Annotated in this window: 15 protein-coding genes; 3 read left to right on the forward strand and 12 right to left on the reverse strand. The window is 70.1% G+C overall.

Annotated features, from left to right (window positions below; genetic code table 11):
* Nucleotides 1-151: 151 nt before the first annotated feature.
* The gene (locus D458_RS0103560; protein ID WP_017585352.1) at nt 152-751 is read left to right on the forward strand and encodes a GNAT family N-acetyltransferase; all 600 of its coding nucleotides are present in this window, start codon (nt 152-154) and stop codon (nt 749-751) included.
* A gap of 41 nt (nt 752-792) precedes the next feature.
* Here the strand turns inward: D458_RS0103560 and D458_RS0103565 are convergent, their stop codons facing one another.
* From D458_RS0103565 to D458_RS0103600, 8 genes are all read right to left on the reverse strand, one after another.
* Complete coding sequence (locus D458_RS0103565; protein WP_017585353.1) at nt 793-1,761, reverse strand: glycoside hydrolase family 26 protein; 969 nt, start codon at nt 1,759-1,761, stop codon at nt 793-795.
* 263 nt (nt 1,762-2,024) lie between these two features.
* Nucleotides 2,025-2,924, reverse strand: a complete 900-nt coding sequence (locus tag D458_RS0103570) for a sulfotransferase (RefSeq protein ID WP_040702132.1) — start codon at nt 2,922-2,924, stop codon at nt 2,025-2,027.
* Between the two features lie 214 nt (nt 2,925-3,138).
* On the reverse strand, nt 3,139-4,299 hold the full coding sequence (locus tag D458_RS0103575) for a S8 family peptidase (protein WP_017585355.1): 1,161 nt from the start codon (nt 4,297-4,299) through the stop codon (nt 3,139-3,141).
* A 415-nt stretch (nt 4,300-4,714) separates the two neighbouring features.
* Nucleotides 4,715-5,983 (reverse strand): sulfate adenylyltransferase subunit CysN, encoded by a 1,269-nt coding sequence (gene cysN, locus D458_RS0103580; protein ID WP_017585356.1) that lies wholly within the window; start codon nt 5,981-5,983, stop codon nt 4,715-4,717.
* Between the two features lie 205 nt (nt 5,984-6,188).
* Nucleotides 6,189-7,121, reverse strand: a complete 933-nt coding sequence (gene cysD / locus D458_RS0103585) for a sulfate adenylyltransferase subunit CysD (RefSeq protein WP_017585357.1) — start codon at nt 7,119-7,121, stop codon at nt 6,189-6,191.
* Nucleotides 7,122-7,180: 59 nt separating this feature from the next.
* Complete coding sequence (locus D458_RS0103590; protein WP_026118967.1) at nt 7,181-7,972, reverse strand: 3'(2'),5'-bisphosphate nucleotidase CysQ; 792 nt, start codon at nt 7,970-7,972, stop codon at nt 7,181-7,183.
* 3 nt (nt 7,973-7,975) lie between these two features.
* Nucleotides 7,976-9,514 (reverse strand): sugar transferase, encoded by a 1,539-nt coding sequence (locus tag D458_RS0103595; protein ID WP_017585359.1) that lies wholly within the window; start codon nt 9,512-9,514, stop codon nt 7,976-7,978.
* 297 nt (nt 9,515-9,811) lie between these two features.
* On the reverse strand, nt 9,812-10,789 hold the full coding sequence (locus D458_RS0103600) for a DsbA family protein (protein WP_026118968.1): 978 nt from the start codon (nt 10,787-10,789) through the stop codon (nt 9,812-9,814).
* A 74-nt stretch (nt 10,790-10,863) separates the two neighbouring features.
* Between D458_RS0103600 and D458_RS0103605 the strand changes: the two genes are divergently transcribed.
* On the forward strand, nt 10,864-11,421 hold the full coding sequence (locus tag D458_RS0103605) for a TetR/AcrR family transcriptional regulator (RefSeq protein WP_017585361.1): 558 nt from the start codon (nt 10,864-10,866) through the stop codon (nt 11,419-11,421).
* 235 nt (nt 11,422-11,656) lie between these two features.
* Here D458_RS0103605 and D458_RS0103610 read toward each other — a convergent pair whose 3' ends face one another.
* Nucleotides 11,657-12,682 carry a LacI family DNA-binding transcriptional regulator gene (locus tag D458_RS0103610; protein ID WP_017585362.1) on the reverse strand — a complete coding sequence of 342 codons (1,026 nt, stop codon included), beginning with the start codon at nt 12,680-12,682 and terminating at the stop codon, nt 11,657-11,659.
* A gap of 145 nt (nt 12,683-12,827) precedes the next feature.
* Between D458_RS0103610 and D458_RS0103615 the strand changes: the two genes are divergently transcribed.
* Nucleotides 12,828-13,940 (forward strand): endo-1,4-beta-xylanase, encoded by a 1,113-nt coding sequence (locus D458_RS0103615; protein ID WP_026118969.1) that lies wholly within the window; start codon nt 12,828-12,830, stop codon nt 13,938-13,940.
* A gap of 27 nt (nt 13,941-13,967) precedes the next feature.
* Here the strand turns inward: D458_RS0103615 and pth are convergent, their stop codons facing one another.
* From pth to D458_RS0103630, 3 genes are all read right to left on the reverse strand, one after another.
* Nucleotides 13,968-14,603 (reverse strand): aminoacyl-tRNA hydrolase, encoded by a 636-nt coding sequence (gene pth / locus D458_RS0103620; protein ID WP_026118970.1) that lies wholly within the window; start codon nt 14,601-14,603, stop codon nt 13,968-13,970.
* A gap of 103 nt (nt 14,604-14,706) precedes the next feature.
* Nucleotides 14,707-15,306, reverse strand: a complete 600-nt coding sequence (locus tag D458_RS0103625) for a 50S ribosomal protein L25/general stress protein Ctc (protein ID WP_017585365.1) — start codon at nt 15,304-15,306, stop codon at nt 14,707-14,709.
* Between the two features lie 379 nt (nt 15,307-15,685).
* Nucleotides 15,686-16,654 (reverse strand): ribose-phosphate diphosphokinase, encoded by a 969-nt coding sequence (locus tag D458_RS0103630; RefSeq protein ID WP_026118971.1) that lies wholly within the window; start codon nt 16,652-16,654, stop codon nt 15,686-15,688.
* Nucleotides 16,655-16,668: the final 14 nt, after the last annotated feature.

The raw sequence follows: 16,668 nt of genomic DNA on the forward strand, positions 1-16,668 counted from the left end.
TCGGCCCGCCCCGGCCCCCGCGGTCCGGGAAAGGACGGGATCGTGGCCGGGGCGGTCCGATAACCTCGCCCACGGACCCCGCCCGGGCGGGGCGCGAACATGACGACACCAGGGGGACAGAGTCATCAGGAAGCACGCGACCCGCGAGCATGTGGTCAGGGGACAGCCGGTCAGGGAGGCCGTCGCCGAGGACGTGAACGGGGCCGCGGACACGCTGACCGCGGCCTTCCGGGAGTATCCCTTCACCCGGCACACGATCTCCGCCGACGACCACCTCGCGCGGCTCCGCGAGTTCCAGCGGATCTTCCTGGCCGAGATCGGCCTCCCCCACGGCCGGGTCTGGGTGAGCGAGGGCCTGGACGCCGTCGCCGTCTGGTCCACGCCCGACTCCGGCGGGGCCGAGGAGGTCATGGCGGAGCTGCTGCCCACGCTGGTGAACCTCGCGGGTGACCGGGCTCCGGCCTACGCCTCGGCGGAGGAGGCCATGGGGCGGCACCGGCCCGCCGAACCGGTCTGGTTCCTGGGCACCGTGGGGGTCCGTCCGCAGGCCCAGGGGCGGGGACTGGGCCGCGCGGTGGTCGGTGCGGGGCTGCGCGAGGCGGACGCGGCGGGCGTGCCCGCGTTCCTGGAGACCTCGGCCCCGGAGAACGTCCGGCTGTACGAGTCCCTGGGGTTCCGGGCCACCGCCGAGTACGATCTGCCCGACGGCGGCCCGCGCACCTGGTCGATGCGCAGGCCGGTGGGCGGCTGAGCGGCGCCGGGGCCGCCCCGGCGGCCCCGGCACCCCCGGCTTCAGTCCCGGGTAGCGGCGTACTCGGCGAGGCGGCGGACCCGGTCGGGCAGGTGGACGTAGGGGTCCTGACCGGCCAGTTCGAACCCGCGCCGGGCGTACTCGTTGGACAGGATCCGGAAGTCGCAGCCGTTGCCGACCTCACTGTCCCAGAGCTTGACCGCGCGCACGCGCTCGTAGCGTTTGAGGACTTCCGGAACGTCCGTGTACCACTTCAGGGTCTCGCTGGGACCGATGTCGGTGGTGCCCATCTCGCCGATCATCACCGGCTTCTCCGGGTCGATGCCGTGCTTGGGCCCCTCCTCCTGGATCCAGTCGTAGGTGGGGGAAAGGGCGTCCTCGAAGGAGTCGACGTGGTCCCAGTTGTTCATCTTCTCGCAGCCGGTCATGTTGTACGCCTCCCAGCTGATCCAGTCGACGTAGTCGTTGCCGGGCCACAGGCCGGGGAGCCGGTCCACGTTGCCCGGCCAGCCGGTCACGTTCCACACCCAGATGACGTTGTCGGCGCCCTCGGACCGGTACAGGTCGACGATGTGCTGCCAGGAGCTCACGAACTCGGCGGGCGTGCCCCGGTTGTTGTAGCGGTTCTTGCCGTCGGCCTCGTGGTCGAAGGTGACGAAGTACGGCACGTCCAGCTCCGCGATGGCGCGCGCCTGGGAGCGCAGCGAGGAGTCGAACTCGCCGTTGACGATGCTGCGGTAGGAGATGTCGGGGTGCCCCGACTGGGTGAAGCGGCGGGCCTCGATGTTGGTGTGCACGAAGCGGCCCTCCGCGATCATCTGCCGCTCGTGGTCGCCGGGGACGTCCGGCTGGTCGATGCCGCGCCAGGTGTAGACGATGTCCATGCGGCGGTCGGCCGCCGCCTCCAGCGCCGCCACGTCGCCGCGGTCGGGGCTGGCGCCCCACCAGACACCGCAGGAGGGCTCGAGGATGTCCGAGACGGTGCAGTGGATCTCCCTCGACGAGGGCATCCCGAGGAGTGACGCCGAGTTCGGAGCGGAATCGCTCTCCGGCAGTCGGCCCCCCACCGGTGCCACAGCACCCGTGGGGCCGTCGCCCACCCCTGACAGTCCCACGGCGAGGACCAGAGCCCCCACCGCCGCCACGTATCGCACCGGCCCGCTACCCACGGCCAATCGCCCCCTAGCTCACCCGATTACAACACAGAGTGCTCACGTGATGACCATACGTCATAATTTGCACGCGCAACAGCCCCGAGTGCGCTCAGCGGACATCAGTACCCATAGCGCCCGCGCGTGGGGGCGGTGACCGCCGTGACCAGGCGACGGCGCCAGGGGGCCAGTCCCTCCCGCCATCCGTGGTCGGCCCGGACGCCGACCGGCCCCGCCCGGAAGCGCATGGGATTGCCGGAGACGGCGTGTCCCCCCGACAGCTCCACTCCCCCCTCCCCTCCCCCCAGGGGGAGCGGGGCGCCCGTGTGTCCGACGAAGTCGGCGATCCGCCCGAACTCGGCCTGCGGGTCGGCCACGAAGTCCTCGTAGCGCACCCGCAGGGTGGGGATCCCCCGCCGGGCCAGCGCGTCCAGTGAGGAGTTCTGGGTCATCCACTGCAGCGCCGAGCGACCCGCCGAGTACCGCGCCATCTCCGGCTCCGAGCTACCGGGGGCCGCGTCCGGGCGCACCACCCGCTTGCCCCAGGAGTGCGCCACCGCACGGGGGTCGCGCACCACGTGCAGCAGGCGCATGCGGGCGCCGTACCGCCAGCGCAGGCAGGCCGCCAGGGAGGCGTGCTTGCTGGAGTCCACGATCACCCGGGCACCGCTGACCTGGGCGACCGCCGAGTAGAGCCGGTGGTAGAGCTCGGTGTAGTGCTCGCTGCGGGCCGCGAGGGAACCCTCCCCGGCCGACCCGTTGAGCAGCCCCGGCAGGAAACGGGTCCGGTCGACACTGTCCTTGAGCCTCAGCACCCGCTGGACGTCCAGACGGCCCCAGCCGCCGAACGCCCTCTCGCCCACATCCCTCCAGAACCCGCAGTCGGCGAAGGCCTGACCGCAGCCGCAGCGCTCGTTCTCCACCAGACCCCGGCGCCACAGGTGCACGATCTCACCGATGGAGCAGAAGCCGGGCAATTCACCTAGGAGGCGTTCGATCAGGGTGGACCCGGAACGGCCCATCCCCCCGACGAACACCAGACGATATCCATCCACACCCCCAGGCTATTACTTGGAGTCACGAGTCATGAGCGGAACGTCATCACGCCTGTGGCTCGCGGACACGGGGCGGCCCCGGGCCGGGAGCCTCACTCCCGACCCGGGGCCGTGTCAGTACCCGTCGGCTGTCAGTCCGCCGGGATGTGGACGCGCGGGGTCTCCACAGCCCGGAGGGTGTCTACAGGCCCTCGACGTTCAGCAGGAGGTTCACGGTGCCGCTGGGCACACCGCTCAGCTTGTCCTCGCCACCGTTCGCGATGAGCCAGTCCAGGATGACGCCCTGGTCGTCGTCGCCGATGGAGCTCTTGTACAGGGCGGCGGCGCCGGCCACGTGCGGGCTGGCCATCGAGGTGCCGTTGTAGCTGTCCGTGCCGCCACCGGGGATGGTGGACTCGACGTCGACGCCGGGGGCGTAGATGTCGACGGCCGAACCGTGGTTGGAGAAGGTGGCCGCGGAGTCGTTCGAAGCCGAGGCTCCGACGGTGACCACGCCCGAGGCGCCGCCCGGGGAGGTGTTGCCCGCGTCCTGGCCCTCGTTGCCGGCGGCCACGGCCACGAACACACCGGAGTCGGCCAGCGCGTTGACGGCGTCGTCGACGACCTGCGAGGACGGTCCGCCCAGGGACAGGTTGGCGACCGCGTTGCCCGGGGAGTTCTCGGCCACCCACTCGATGCCCGCGACGACGTCGTCGTAGGAGCCCGAGCCGTCGTCGCCGAGGACCTTGACGCCGATCAGGTCGGCACCCGGAGCGACACCGTAGCTCTCGGCGCCCACGGTTCCGGCGACGTGCGTACCGTGGCCCTGGCGGTCACCGCCGTCACCGCCGGTGGCGTCGAAGCCGGCCTCGGCGCGCCCGCCGAACTCGGGGTGGGAGGCGTCGATGCCGGTGTCGATGACGTAGACGGAGGTGCCGCTGCCGTCGGCCTCGGTCGTGTAGGACCCGTCCAGGGGCAGGTCCTCCTGGTCGATCCGGTCCAGGCCCCACGGGACCAGGGTGTGGGCCTCGCCGACCTCCTCGATGTAGGCGACCCCGGCCTGGGCGCGGAGCTCCTCGACCTCGGCCGCGCTCAGCGAGGCCGAGTAGCCGTTGAGGGTCTCGTCGTAGGTGTGGTTCACCTGGTCCGAGGAGATGCCGAAGGACGACGGGGAGACGGAGTTGGCCGTCATGCTGTCCTCGAGGACGACGAACCAGTCGCCGCCCGCCGCGGACGAGCTCGTGTACACCGGCGCGAGTTCCTGGGCGCCGGCGCTGGTGGCGCCGGAGAGCGCCAGGGGAATGGTGAGTGCGCTGACCGCGACAGCGCTGAACGCGACCCTGCGAGTGGGGTGCTTCTTCACGCGGTTCCTCCTTGTGGGGGTTTCAGAGTGGGAGCACACGGCAGGTCCTTACCGTGCGTATTGAGCCGATTGCGGACCCGCACGCGATTCGCACACTTTAGGCAGATTTGACCCTTGATTGCCAGAGGCTGGGCGAATTTTTCTCAGCCGTCGCCCTTCGCGCCTCTAGCCAATCCGCCAGGATCACGGGGCTCGGGGTGACACTCTGGTCGGTCTTTTCGCCTGCACACGGCCCTAACGCCGGGTAACTTCACTACCTCTGATGCACCCCTTTCACCCGATCCCATTCGGTACCGGGGCCCAGAAAAAAGCAGGCCAGGCCTTTACATCACGAAATACCGGTGTAACCGGACACGCGAAACGGGGCCGCGCGAAGCGGCCCCGTTCGGAATGTTTGGTCTTTTACCGGGTACGTCTAGTCGGCTTTGACGACCATTCCCGCACCCACCGTCGTATTGGTGGCCTCATCGATGAGGATGAATCCGCCGGTCTGCCGGTTCTTCGTGTACTCGTCCACGAACAGCGGCTGGGTGGAGCGCAGCCGCACCCGGCCGATCTCGTTGAGCGCCAGGTGGTCGGCGGTCTCGTCGCGGTGCAGCGAGTTCACGTCCAGCCGGTAACGCAGGTCCTTGACCACGACCTTCGCGGTCCGGGTCGTGTGCTTGACCAGGAGCTTGGAGCGGGGCGTGAGCTTGCGGGCGTCCGTCATCCAGCACACCATCGCCTCGATGTCCTGGGACACCACGGGGGTGTTGTTGGGGCGGCAGATCATGTCGCCCCGGGAGATGTCGATCTCGTCCTCCAGCAGCAGGGTGACCGACATCGGCGAGAACGCCTCGGCGACCTCCCCGTCCGCGGTGAGGATCTTCGCGATGCGCGTGGACAGCCCCGAGGGCAGGTGCGTGACCTCGTCGCCGGGCTTGAGCACACCGCCCGCGAGCTGGCCCGCGTAGCCCCGGTAGTCGTGCAGTTCGGGATCGTCGGACTTGTGCGGCCGGATCACGTACTGCACCGGGAAGCGCGCGTCGATCAGGTTGCGGTCCGAGGCGATGTGCACGTTCTCCAGGTGGTGCAGCAGGGAACCGCCCGTGTACCAGGGCATGTTCTCGGACTGGCTCACCACGTTGTCGCCGTGCAGGGCGGAGATCGGCACGAAGGTGAGGTCGCGCGCGTCCAGCTTCGCGGCGAACTCGCTGAACTCGGCCTTGATCTCCTCGAAGCGGTCCTGGGAGTAGTCGACCAGGTCCATCTTGTTCACCGCGAGCACCAGGTGCGGCACCTGGAGCAGGGTGGTGAGGAAGGCGTGGCGGCGGCTCTGCTCCTGGAGGCCCTTGCGGGCGTCCACCAGGATGATGGCGAGGTCGGCGGTGGAGGCACCGGTGACCATGTTCCGGGTGTACTGGATGTGCCCGGGGGTGTCCGCGATGATGAAGGTGCGCCTGGGCGTGGCGAAGTAGCGGTAGGCCACGTCGATGGTGATGCCCTGCTCGCGCTCGGCGCGCAGACCGTCGGTGAGCAGCGCCAGGTTGGTCTGCTCCTCGCCGCGCGCGACGCTGGTGCGCTCCACTGCGTCGAGCTGGTCCTCGAAGATGGACTTGGAGTCGTACAGCAGGCGGCCGATCAGAGTGCTCTTGCCGTCGTCGACGGAGCCCGCCGTGGCGAACCGCAGGATGTCGTTGCTCATGTTGCCTGGTCCAATGTGCGAAGTGTGGGGCGGACGGAGAAGCGAAGGGGGTCTCTCGTTCGAGCGCCGGGAGGCTGGGTTGCGGCAAACACAGTGCAAGACGAGACAAGCCGCTAGCGAGGAACGAGCGTCAGGCGTCGGCGAGGATGCCGTGTTTCTTCAACCCGAATCCCTCCGCAAAGGCGGAGGCCCGAAGAAGACACGCCTAGAAGTAGCCCTCGCGCTTGCGGTCCTCCATCGCGGCCTCGCTGGCCCGGTCGTCGGCGCGGGTCTGGCCGCGCTCGGTGATCCGGGTGGCGGCGATCTCCGCGATGATGTCGTCCAGCTCCACGGCCGTGGACTTGACCGCACCCGTGCACGTGAGGTCACCGACGGTGCGGTAGCGCACGGTCTCGGTGAAGGGCACCTCGGTCTCGTCCCGCTGGATGAGCGGGGAGTCGGCGAGCAGGATCCCGTCGCGCTCGAACACGCTCCGCTGGTGGGCGAAGTAGATCGAGGGCAGCTCCAGGCGCTCCCGCTGGATGTAGCCCCACACGTCGAGCTCGGTCCAGTTGGAGATCGGGAAGACCCGGATGTGCTCGTCGCGGTTGATCCGGGTGTTGAACACGTTCCAGAGCTCGGGGCGCTGGTTCTTGGGGTCCCACTGGCCGAACTCGTCACGGAAGGAGAAGACCCGTTCCTTGGCCCGGGCCTTCTCCTCGTCGCGGCGGGCGCCCCCGAAGGCGGCGTCGAAACCGTTCTCCTCGATGGCCTCCAGCAGCGCCGAGGTCTGGAGCCGGTTGCGGCTGGCCCAGCGCCCGGTGGGCTCGGTGACCTTGCCCGCGTCGATCTGCTCCTGGACCGAGGCGACGACCAGGCGCACGCCGGCGTCGGCCACGCGGCGGTCCCGGAACTCGATGACCTCTTCGAAGTTGTGCCCGGTGTCCACGTGCATGACGGGGAACGGGACCGGTCCCGGCCAGAAGGCCTTCTCCGCCAGGCGCAGCATGACGATGGAGTCCTTGCCGCCGGAGAAGAGCAGCACGGGGCGCTCGAACTCCGCCGCCACCTCGCGCATGATGAAGATCGCCTCGGCCTCGAGAACGTCCAGCTGGGAGAGCTGGTAGCGCCCGAGCGCCTGCTGACTCGCCTGACCCATGGAATCCGCCTTAGAAATACCGACACACACGACCGGTTCCACCGCGGGGGTCCTTCGGTTCAGCCCCCCGCGTGCGGACCGGCGCTGTCAAGGTCCGCGCCGTCGCGGATGCTTGCCAACAACATACCCGACAATTCCGATCGACATACAAGGACATCGGGGAGTAGCGGGTCGGCTACGTTGTAGCGCAGCTCCGAGCCGTCGATTCGGGAGGTGTGCAGGCCGGAGGCGCGCGCGACCGCGACCGGCGCGGCGCTGTCCCACTCGTACTGGCCGCCCGCGTGCACGTAGATGTCGGCGATCCCGAGCAGCACGGCGCAGATCTTCGCTCCGGCCGACCCCATGGGGACCACCTCGGCACCGAGCTGGGTCGCCATCCGCTGCACGAACGCCGGCGGCCTGGTCCGGCTGGCGGTGATGCGCAGCCGCTGCCCCTCGGGCCGCTCCTCCGGCAGCCACGGCGGGTCCACCGTGGACAGGCAGCTGCCCTGGGCGGGCAGCGCCACCGCGCCGGCGACGAGGTCGCCGTTCTCCCAGAGCGCCACGTGCACGGCCCAGTCGGTGCGGCCGGGCTCGGAGAACTCCCGGGTCCCGTCGAGCGGATCGATGATCCACACCCGCCGGGCCTTCAGCCGCGCCGGGTCGTCGGCGCCCTCCTCGGACAGGACCGCGTCGCTGGGCCTCAACCGCCCGAGCGCTGAGAAGAGGAACTCGTGCGAGGTGCGGTCACCCAGGGTGCGCAGGACCTCGGGCTCGTCGAAGCCGTGGCGGGCGCGCAGGCGCAGCAGCAGCTGTCCGGCCTCGCTCGCCAGGTCGCGGGCCACCTCATGATCATTTCGGATGCTCTTCACCGGCTAGTATGCTCCCGCCCCACGGATCACCGCTGACCACGTCTTCCACAGGATCTGGATGTCCAACGTCAGCGACCAGTTTTCCACGTACCGCAGATCCAGGCGGACCGATTCCTCCCAAGAGAGGTCGGATCGACCGCTGACCTGCCACAGTCCCGTCATCCCCGGTTTGACCACCAGCCGGCGGCGGACGTCGTGCCCGTACTGGGCGACCTCCTCCGGCAGCGGGGGCCTGGGTCCGACGAGCGACATCTCTCCGCGCACCACGTTGACGAGCTGGGGAAGCTCGTCGAGCGAGTAGCGGCGCAGCCACGCCCCCACGGGCGTGACCCTGGGGTCCCGACGCATCTTGAAGAGCACACCGTCGTGCTCGTTCCGGGGCTGGAGGATCGCCTTCAGCGCCTCCGCCCCGACCACCATCGTACGGAACTTGTACACGGTGAACTCGGCCCCGCCCCGGCCTACGCGTGTCTGCCGGAAAAAGGCGGGTCCGCCGCCCCCGGAACGGATGAGCACGGACAGCACGAGGAAGAGGGGCGAGAGCAGGGCCAGGGCGAGGGCCGCGGCGCAGCGGTCGAAGACACCCTTGACCAGGCGGCGGGTGCCCACCAGTTCGGGGTGTTCCACGTGCAGGAGGGGAAGGCCCGCCACCGGGCGGATCGTGGTGCGCGGACCGGCCACCTCCATGAGTGCGGAGGCCACGGTGAGGTCGGTGCCGGTCTTCTCCAGCCGCCAGGCGAGGCGGCGCAGCTCCACGCCGTCCATCTCCGGACAGGCCAGGACCGCGACGGTGTCCGCCCCGGCCAGGGCGGCGGCGTCGGCGGCGTCGGCGAAGGAGCCCAGGACCGGGCAGCCCTCGACCTCGGCGGTGTCGGTCTCGTGTTCGGGCAGGCACACTCCCACGACGCGCATGCCGTGGTAGATCTCGTCGCGGAACCGCTGGATGAGGTCGCTCGCGGCCACGCTGTAGCCGACGACCACGACCCCGCTCATACAGGCGCCGGAGCGGCGGCGGCGGTGCAGCGCCTTGCGGCGCGCGTAGCGCAGGCCGAGGGTGAGCAGGACGATCAGCGGAAGCGCGACCAGCACGTACCCGCGGGCGAGGTCGAACTTGACGGCGTAGGCGCCGATGGCCACGGTCGCGGCCAGGACCGCTCCGGCCACCGCGATCCGCCGGTACTCCTCGGTGCCGACCCCGAGGAAGCGCCGCTCGTAACCGCCGCCCAGGCGCACGAAGGCGACCCAGACCGGCGGTAGGACGAGGGAGAGGAGCAGGTAGGGGGCGGTGGTGTCCGCGGTGAGGGAGTCGTGGAACCGGAGCAGGGTCCCGGCGAGGGCGGCGGCGAGCGCCGCGGCCAGGTCCAGGACGACCAGGCCGAGGACGTAGGGGCGCAGCCAGGCGTCGGCCCGGGGCCCGGTGTTGACCGGAAAGCGCCGGGGCGGCCGTGCGGCCGGTCCCGGCAGGGGTTCCCGCCGGTGCCGCTCCGAACGTTCCTGCTGCCGGAAGGTCTTCCCTTCGACGGTCCCGCTGGTTGTCACCACGTATCCCCCAAGACCACGTACGGATTCAAATACTCACTATGAGTAACCGCCCCTGGCGCCACGGGACTCACGCGGAGGGTATGAGCGGGGCGTGTCGTCGGGCGCAGAACACGTACTGCCAACCCGAACAGTAACCAAAAGTAGTGGAAAAGTCGCCGTGAGTTGCGGCCTGTTGGGGAAGAAGTCCCGTTCCCACCGAGAATGTGTCTGTCCTGAGACCGGCCGGGTCCCGTCTCAAAGGACAGAACCCGGCCGGAAACCACCAGGACCGAAACCCTGCGCGGAACGTGACCCCGGTCAGGCGAGCGCCGGATCCATCACCCTCGCGAGCCTCAGGTGCGGCTCGGCCAGGTCGCGCTCCCCCTGCCGCTGGAGCGTGCGCCCCAGCAGCAGACGGGTGTAGGCGTCGTCGGCCCCCTCCTCGAGCAGCGCCTCCAGCGTGCGCCGCGCCCGGTTCAGCTGGGCGGAGCGGTAGTAGGCGCGGGCCGCCAGGAGCCGGACACCGCGGTCCTCGGCGTACGCCTCCGTCAGCGGCCGCAGCAGTTCGAGGGCGCCCAGCGGGTCGTCCCGGACGAGGAGCGCCTCGGACCGCCGCAGCCGCTCCACCTCCTCGGGCAGTTCCCTGGGACGGCGGTCGGCCGCCTCGGCCAGGAACTCGGCGATCACCTCGGGCGACTGGGCCCCGGTCAGCGCCATACCGTTGGCGACGAAGGTCGGTGAGGTGCGCACCCCTTCGGAGCGCCCCCACAGCAGCAGTTCACGCACCCGCGCCTCGCCGCCGCCCGCGGCCAGCAGCGCACCGCCCCGGGCGAACCCGGCCCCGGCGGCGATCTCCGACAGCACCCCGGCGTCGGCGATGTCGCGCCCCTCCACGAAGTGGGCGCGCAGGATCCCCTCCGCGACGGCGTCCTGCAGTGCGGGACCGCCCTCCTCCTCCGCCATGGCGATCATCCGGTGGGCGTCGTGGCTGTTGGCCCGCCAGGCCGCGCCCCACCGGTCGCCGAGCCCTTCCTCCGCGGCCAGCTCGGACATCTGAACCAGTTCCCCGTCACCGTTCTGCACGGGACCGCAGGCCTCGAGCGCGACCTCGACGAAGGGGTCGCGCAGGAACTCCTCGATCGGCTCGGACGCGTCGGGGGCCGTGGGGTCGATGCGGTAGGGCCGCCACACGACCTCGACCGGCGCTCCGGACCGCTCGGCCAGCGCGCGCTCCAGGCGCCGCTTGCCGATGTACATCCAGGGGCAGACCACGTCCGCCCAGATCTCCATCCTCATACCGGCAGAGTAAACGACATCTGTTGTTTAAGCAACACCTGTTGTTTAAGCGACAGATGTCGTACCCTGGTTCCGTGAATCCCGACGACCCCCGCGTCCAGCGCACCCGCGACCGGCTGCGCGCCGCCCTGCTGTCCCTGGCCGCCCGACACGATCTCGGCTCCGTGACCATGGCCGCCGTGGCCAGACAGGCCGGGATCAACCGGGCCACCGTCTACCAGCACTACGCCGACCTGGACGCCCTGGTCGCCGACGCGATGGACGGCGCCGTCACCCACGTGGCCCGGTGCGCCGCCCTGTGCCCCCTCGACCAGCCCCGGGACCGGGCCCCGGAACCGCTGGTCGACCTGTTCACCCACGTGGCGGACAACGCCGTGCTCTACCGGCGGATGCTCTCCGGGCAGGGCAGCGCCCGCTTCTCGAACCTGTTGCGCCAACGGCTCACCGAGGCGCTGGCCGAGCGCTTCACGGCCGGCGCGCGCCCCTCCGGCTTCGACGACGTTCCCGTCACCACCCACGCCGCCTACCTGGCGGGCGCCCTCGTCGGAGTGGTCGCCGTCGCCTGCGCCGAACCGGAGCCCCCGGCGGAGCACGCCCGCGACGCCTGGCGCCTGCTGGTCCCCGCTCGCTAGGTCGTGTTCCTTGGATCATTTCGGGTTCGCGACCACCAGGCTGCCTCTCGCTGCGCCGATATCACTCGGACAGCCAACCCCAGGCTGACCTTCGTTCATCGTCTGGCGAGAGATTGCCCGGACGGCCGCTCACGGTCATCGGCGCAAGCGCCGAGCCCACCGAAAGCATCCGCGGAACACTCCCTAGACGGCGCCGGGGCCCGGCCCCGGCGCTTCGCGGCGGCAGCCGCTCAGGTCACTGCGTCCGGGGCGGCGGCGCGGTGCTGTGGCGGACCACCAGCTCGGTGGCCAGCTCCACCCGGGAGCTCTCGATGGTCTCGTTCAGGACGAGCCTCTGCACCGTGCGCACGGCCAGCCTGCCCATGTCGGCCAGCGGCTGGCGCACCGTGGTCAGCGGCGGCGAGGACCAGCGCGCTTCCGGAAGGTCGTCGAAACCGACCACGCTGACGTCGTCGGGCACGCGCAGGCCGCGCTGGCGCAGCGCCTCGTAGACACCGAGCGCCATCTGGTCGCTGGAGACGAACACGGCGGTGGGGTGGTCCTCGCCCGCGAAGAGGCTCTGCCCGGCCCGGAAGCCGGACTCGTAGGTGAACTCGGCCGGTGCGACCAGGGCCGGGTCCACGCTCAGGCCCGCCGTCTCCAGGCCGGCGCGGTACCCGTCGAGCCTCGCCCGGCTGCACCACAGCTCCGGGCGCCCCTCGACGAAGCCGATGCGACGGTGGCCGAGCTGGATCAGGTACTCGGTGGCGCTGAGCCCGCCGGCCCAGTTGGTGGCCCCGACGGTCGGCGTGACCAGCGCGGGCAGGCCCACCGGATCGATCACGACGGCGGGGACGTTCAGGTCCCGCAGCCGCCGGTTGAGTTCGGGGTCGAGGTCGGTGGTGACCAGGATCGCGCCGTCACTGACGCGCTCGCGGACGTTGTCCAGCCACTGGCGGGTCGCGCTGGGCCGGTTGTGCGTCGCCGAGACGACCACCCCGGTCCCCGACCGGTGGGCGGCGTCCTCGACACCGCGGATGATCTCGACCGCCCAGGGGCTGTCGAGGTCGTTGAAGACCAGGTCGAGCAGGCCGGCCCGTTCCTTGGGACGGGATCCGCGTCGGCGGTAGCCGTGCGTGCGCAGCAGGGTCTCGATCCGTTCCCGGGTGGCGGGAGCGACGTCGCCCCGGCCGTTGAGAACGCGCGAGACGGTCGGCGCGGAGACACCCGCCTCCGCCGCGATGACGGAGATGGTGACGTCTCGTGAGGGGGTAGCGCCCACTGAACCTCCTTGGTACCTCCCCAGACTACGAGATCACCACGGCTGGGGGTCTTGACGCCCTCCACGACAGAAATTACTGTCCATTTCCAACAAGTTTCGGAACTTTCCGGAACTTGACCGGAAAATGAGTCTGGAGCCCCCCGCTATGAGACAGATTCGACTCTCCGCAGCCGTGCTCACCGCACTGGCGCTCACCCTGCCCGCGTCGGCCGCCGCGGCAGCCGACGACCAGCCGGCCACCGGCCTCCACCAGAACACCGCCCTGCGCGACGCGGCCCCCAGCGGCTTCGTCATCGGCAGCGCCGTCGCGGGCGGCGGCCACCACCAGGACGAGGACTACCCCGACCCCTTCACCGGGGACCAGGAGTACCGGCGGATCCTGGGCGAGGAGTTCAGCTCCCTGTCCGCCGAGAACCAGATGAAGTGGGACCACCTGCGCCCGAGCCGGGACGGGTACGCCTTCGACGACGCCGACGCGATCGTCGCGTACGCGCAGGACAACGGCCAGGACGTACGCGGGCACACGCTCCTGTGGCACAGCCAGAACCCCGACTGGCTGGAGAACGGGAACTTCTCCCAGGAGGAGCTGCGCGAGATCCTGCGGGACCACATCGAGACCGTGGTCGGCCGCTACGCCGGGCAGATCCACCAGTGGGACGTGGCGAACGAGATCTTCGACGACGGCGGCAACCTGCGGACCGGGGACAACATCTGGATCCGCGAACTGGGCGTGGGGATCGTCGGCGACGCGTTCCGCTGGGCGCACGCGGCCGACCCGTCGGCCGAGCTCTACTTCAACGACTACAACGTCGAGGACGTCAACGCCAAGAGCGACGCCTACTACGAGCTCACCCGGGAGCTGCTGGCGGAGGGCGTCCCGGTCCACGGCTTCTCCGCCCAGACCCACCTCTCGCTCCAGTACGGCTTCCCGAGCGGGCTGCAGACCAACCTGGAGCGCTTCGAGGCGCTCGGCCTGTCCACGGCCCTGACCGAGGTGGACGTGCGCATGCAGCTGCCCGGCGGCGCCGAGCCCACCGAACAGCAGCTGGCGGACCAGGCCGACTACTACGCGCGCGCCCTGGAGGCCTGCCTGAACGTCAGCGGCTGCGACTCGTTCACCGTCTGGGGTTTCCCCGACAAGTACTCCTGGGTGCCCAACACCTTCGAGGGTGAGGGCGGCGCCACCGTGTACTGGGACGACTACACGACCAAGCCCGCCTACGACGCGCTCCTGGAGACCCTCCTGGCGGCCGGCTGACGCCCCCGCCCTTCCGGGCCCGACGGGTCAGGCCGCAGTGTGGAAGATGTTCTGCGCCCGGCCGAGCCCGTCGGTGAGGATGGTGCGGACCGCGTCGGCGGCGCGTTCGACGTTCAGGTCCAGCTCGGAGCTCTCGGTGGAGGAGAAGTCCCGCAACACGTAGGCGGCCGGGTCCATCCGGCCGGGCGGACGGCCCACACCGAAGCGCACCCGCAGGTAGTCGGGGCCGGACAGGGAGGCCGTGGCCGACTTCAGCCCGTTGTGGCCGCCGGAGCCACCGCCCTTCTTGAGCTTGAGCGCCCCGAAGTCGATGTCCATCTCGTCGTGCACGACGATGATCCGCTCCATGGGGACCTTGTAGAACCGGGCCAGCCCGACGATCGGCCCCCCGGACAGGTTCATGAAGGTGCGGGGCTTGGCCAGGACCACCGAGACGCCGTCGATCCGGGTCTCCACGACCTCGGCGTGCGCCTTGTGGGCCTTCCACCGCTCGCCCTTCTCGGCGGCGATGGCGTCCACCACCATGAAACCGGCGTTGTGCCGGTTGCCCGCGTACTTCGGGCCGGGGTTGCCCAGCCCGACGACCAGCCAGCGCTCAGCCTCAGCCATGTCCTCGACGTCCCTGCTCTTCCGGAATCCCAACCTGCTCAACAAGCTCCACATGCCGACCGACACTATCGACCCGGCCGCCCCGCAAACACCGAACGCGCGACCCCCTGGTTCGGGGACCGCGCGTTCGGTCTGAGGTGTGTGGTGGCACCGCGGCCTACTCGGCGGCGGTGGTCTCCGCACCCTCGGTGGCCTCGTTGCTGGTCTCCGGCTCGTCGTCCACGCGCGGGGCGGAGACGGTGAGCAGGAGCGACTCGGGGTCGGTGACCAGCGAAACGCCCGTGGGCAGCTTCAGGTCGCCAGCGGTCGGGTTGGCGCCGATCTCCAGGCCCTCGATGTCGAACTCGACACCGTTCGGGATGTGGGTGGCCTCGGCCTCGACGGTCACGGTGACGAGCTCCTGGTTGAGCACGCCGGGAGCCTTGACCTCACCGGTCAGGGAGACGTTGATCTCGACCTCGACCTTCTCGCCCTTGGAGACGACGAGCAGGTCGACGTGCTCCAGGAAGCCCTTGATGGCGTCACGCTGCACGCTCTTGGGAAGGGCAAGGTTGTCCTTGTCCAGGCCCTCGAGGCGAATCAGGACGTTCGGGGTCTTCAGGGCGAGCATGAGATCGTGGCCCGGCAGGTTCAGGTGGCGGGGCTCGGTGCCGTGGCCGTAGAGGACGGCCGGCACCTTACCCGCGCGGCGGGCGCGACGGGAGGCGCCCTTGCCGAATTCCGTGCGGGGCTCGGCAGCGATACGTACCTCGGACACGACAAAACTCCTCGGGTTCAACCCCGCAGCACGGGGAACACGACTCCAGTAGTACGAACGATTCCCGCCCTCGGCGGAGAATACGGCGGGGTCACCCAGCTTGCAGGGGACTCGACCGCCCTGGTTCCAGGCGTGCCCGGCGAGCCGCCACCGGACCCGTCCGGCCCGGGAACGCTCGTCGCGCACCCCTGCCCGCGATGTTTCCAGGCGAAGACACACAGGACTCCACCCGGGCACGGGGACACTCGGCCAAGTCTACTGGCTCTGCTGACGACTCGGTACATGCCCCACCGGCGGACCGGGGTCGGCCCCGCCGGTGGGTCCACGTACGACGCCTGGGGGGTGCTGAGGGGGGACCTCAGCCGATTCTGCGGTGATGCTACTCGAACAGGCTCGTGACCGAGCCGTCGGTGAAGACCTCGCTGATCGCGCGGGCGACCAGCGGGGCGATCGAGAGCTGCGTGAGCTTCTCGAAGGAGCGCTCCTCCGGGACGGGCAGCGTGTTGGTGATGACCACCTCGGAGATGCGCGAGTTCTGCAGGCGCTCGGCCGCGGGGCCGGACAGCACACCGTGCGTGGCGGCGACGATGACCTTCTTGGCGCCCTGCTCGAAGAGGGCCTCGGAGGCCTTCACGATGGTGCCGCCGGTGTCGATCATGTCGTCGACCAGGACACAGACGCGGTCCTTGACCTCACCGACGACCTCGTGGACCTTCACCTGGTTGGCGACGTCCGGGTCGCGGCGCTTGTGGATGATCGCCAGGGGCGCGCCCAGGCGGTCCGCCCAGCGGTCGGCGGTGCGCACGCGGCCGGCGTCCGGGGAGACCACGGTGATCTCGGACTGCTCGACCTGGCTGGCGACGTGGTCGGCCAGGATCGGCAGCGCGAAGAGGTGGTCCACCGGGCCGTCGAAGAAGCCCTGGATCTGGTCGGTGTGCAGGTCGACCGCCATCATCCGGTCCGCGCCGGCGGTCCGGAACAGGTCGGTGACCAGACGCGAGGAGATGGGCTCGCGGCCCCGGTGCTTCTTGTCCTGGCGGGCGTAGCCCAGGATCGGCGTGACCACGGTGATGCGCTTGGCGGAGGCGCGCTTGAGCGCGTCCACCATGATCAGCTGCTCCATGATCGACTCGTTGACCGGGTCGGCGTGGCTCTGGATGACGAAAGCGTCACTGCCGCGCACCGACTCCAGGTACCGCATGAAGATCTCGCCGTTGGCGAAGGTGTCGAACCGGGTGGGGACCACCTCGATCCCCAGTTCCTTCGCTACCTCCTCGGCCAGCGCCGGGTGCGTGCGCCCCGAGAACAGCATCAGTTGTTTCTGGCCGGTGGCCTTCATGCCGGTCACGTGTTTCTCCCCCA

It is taken from the genome of Nocardiopsis ganjiahuensis DSM 45031, from assembly GCF_000341085.1.
In the GTDB taxonomy this organism is placed as follows: Bacteria; Actinomycetota; Actinomycetes; order Streptosporangiales; family Streptosporangiaceae; genus Nocardiopsis; species Nocardiopsis ganjiahuensis.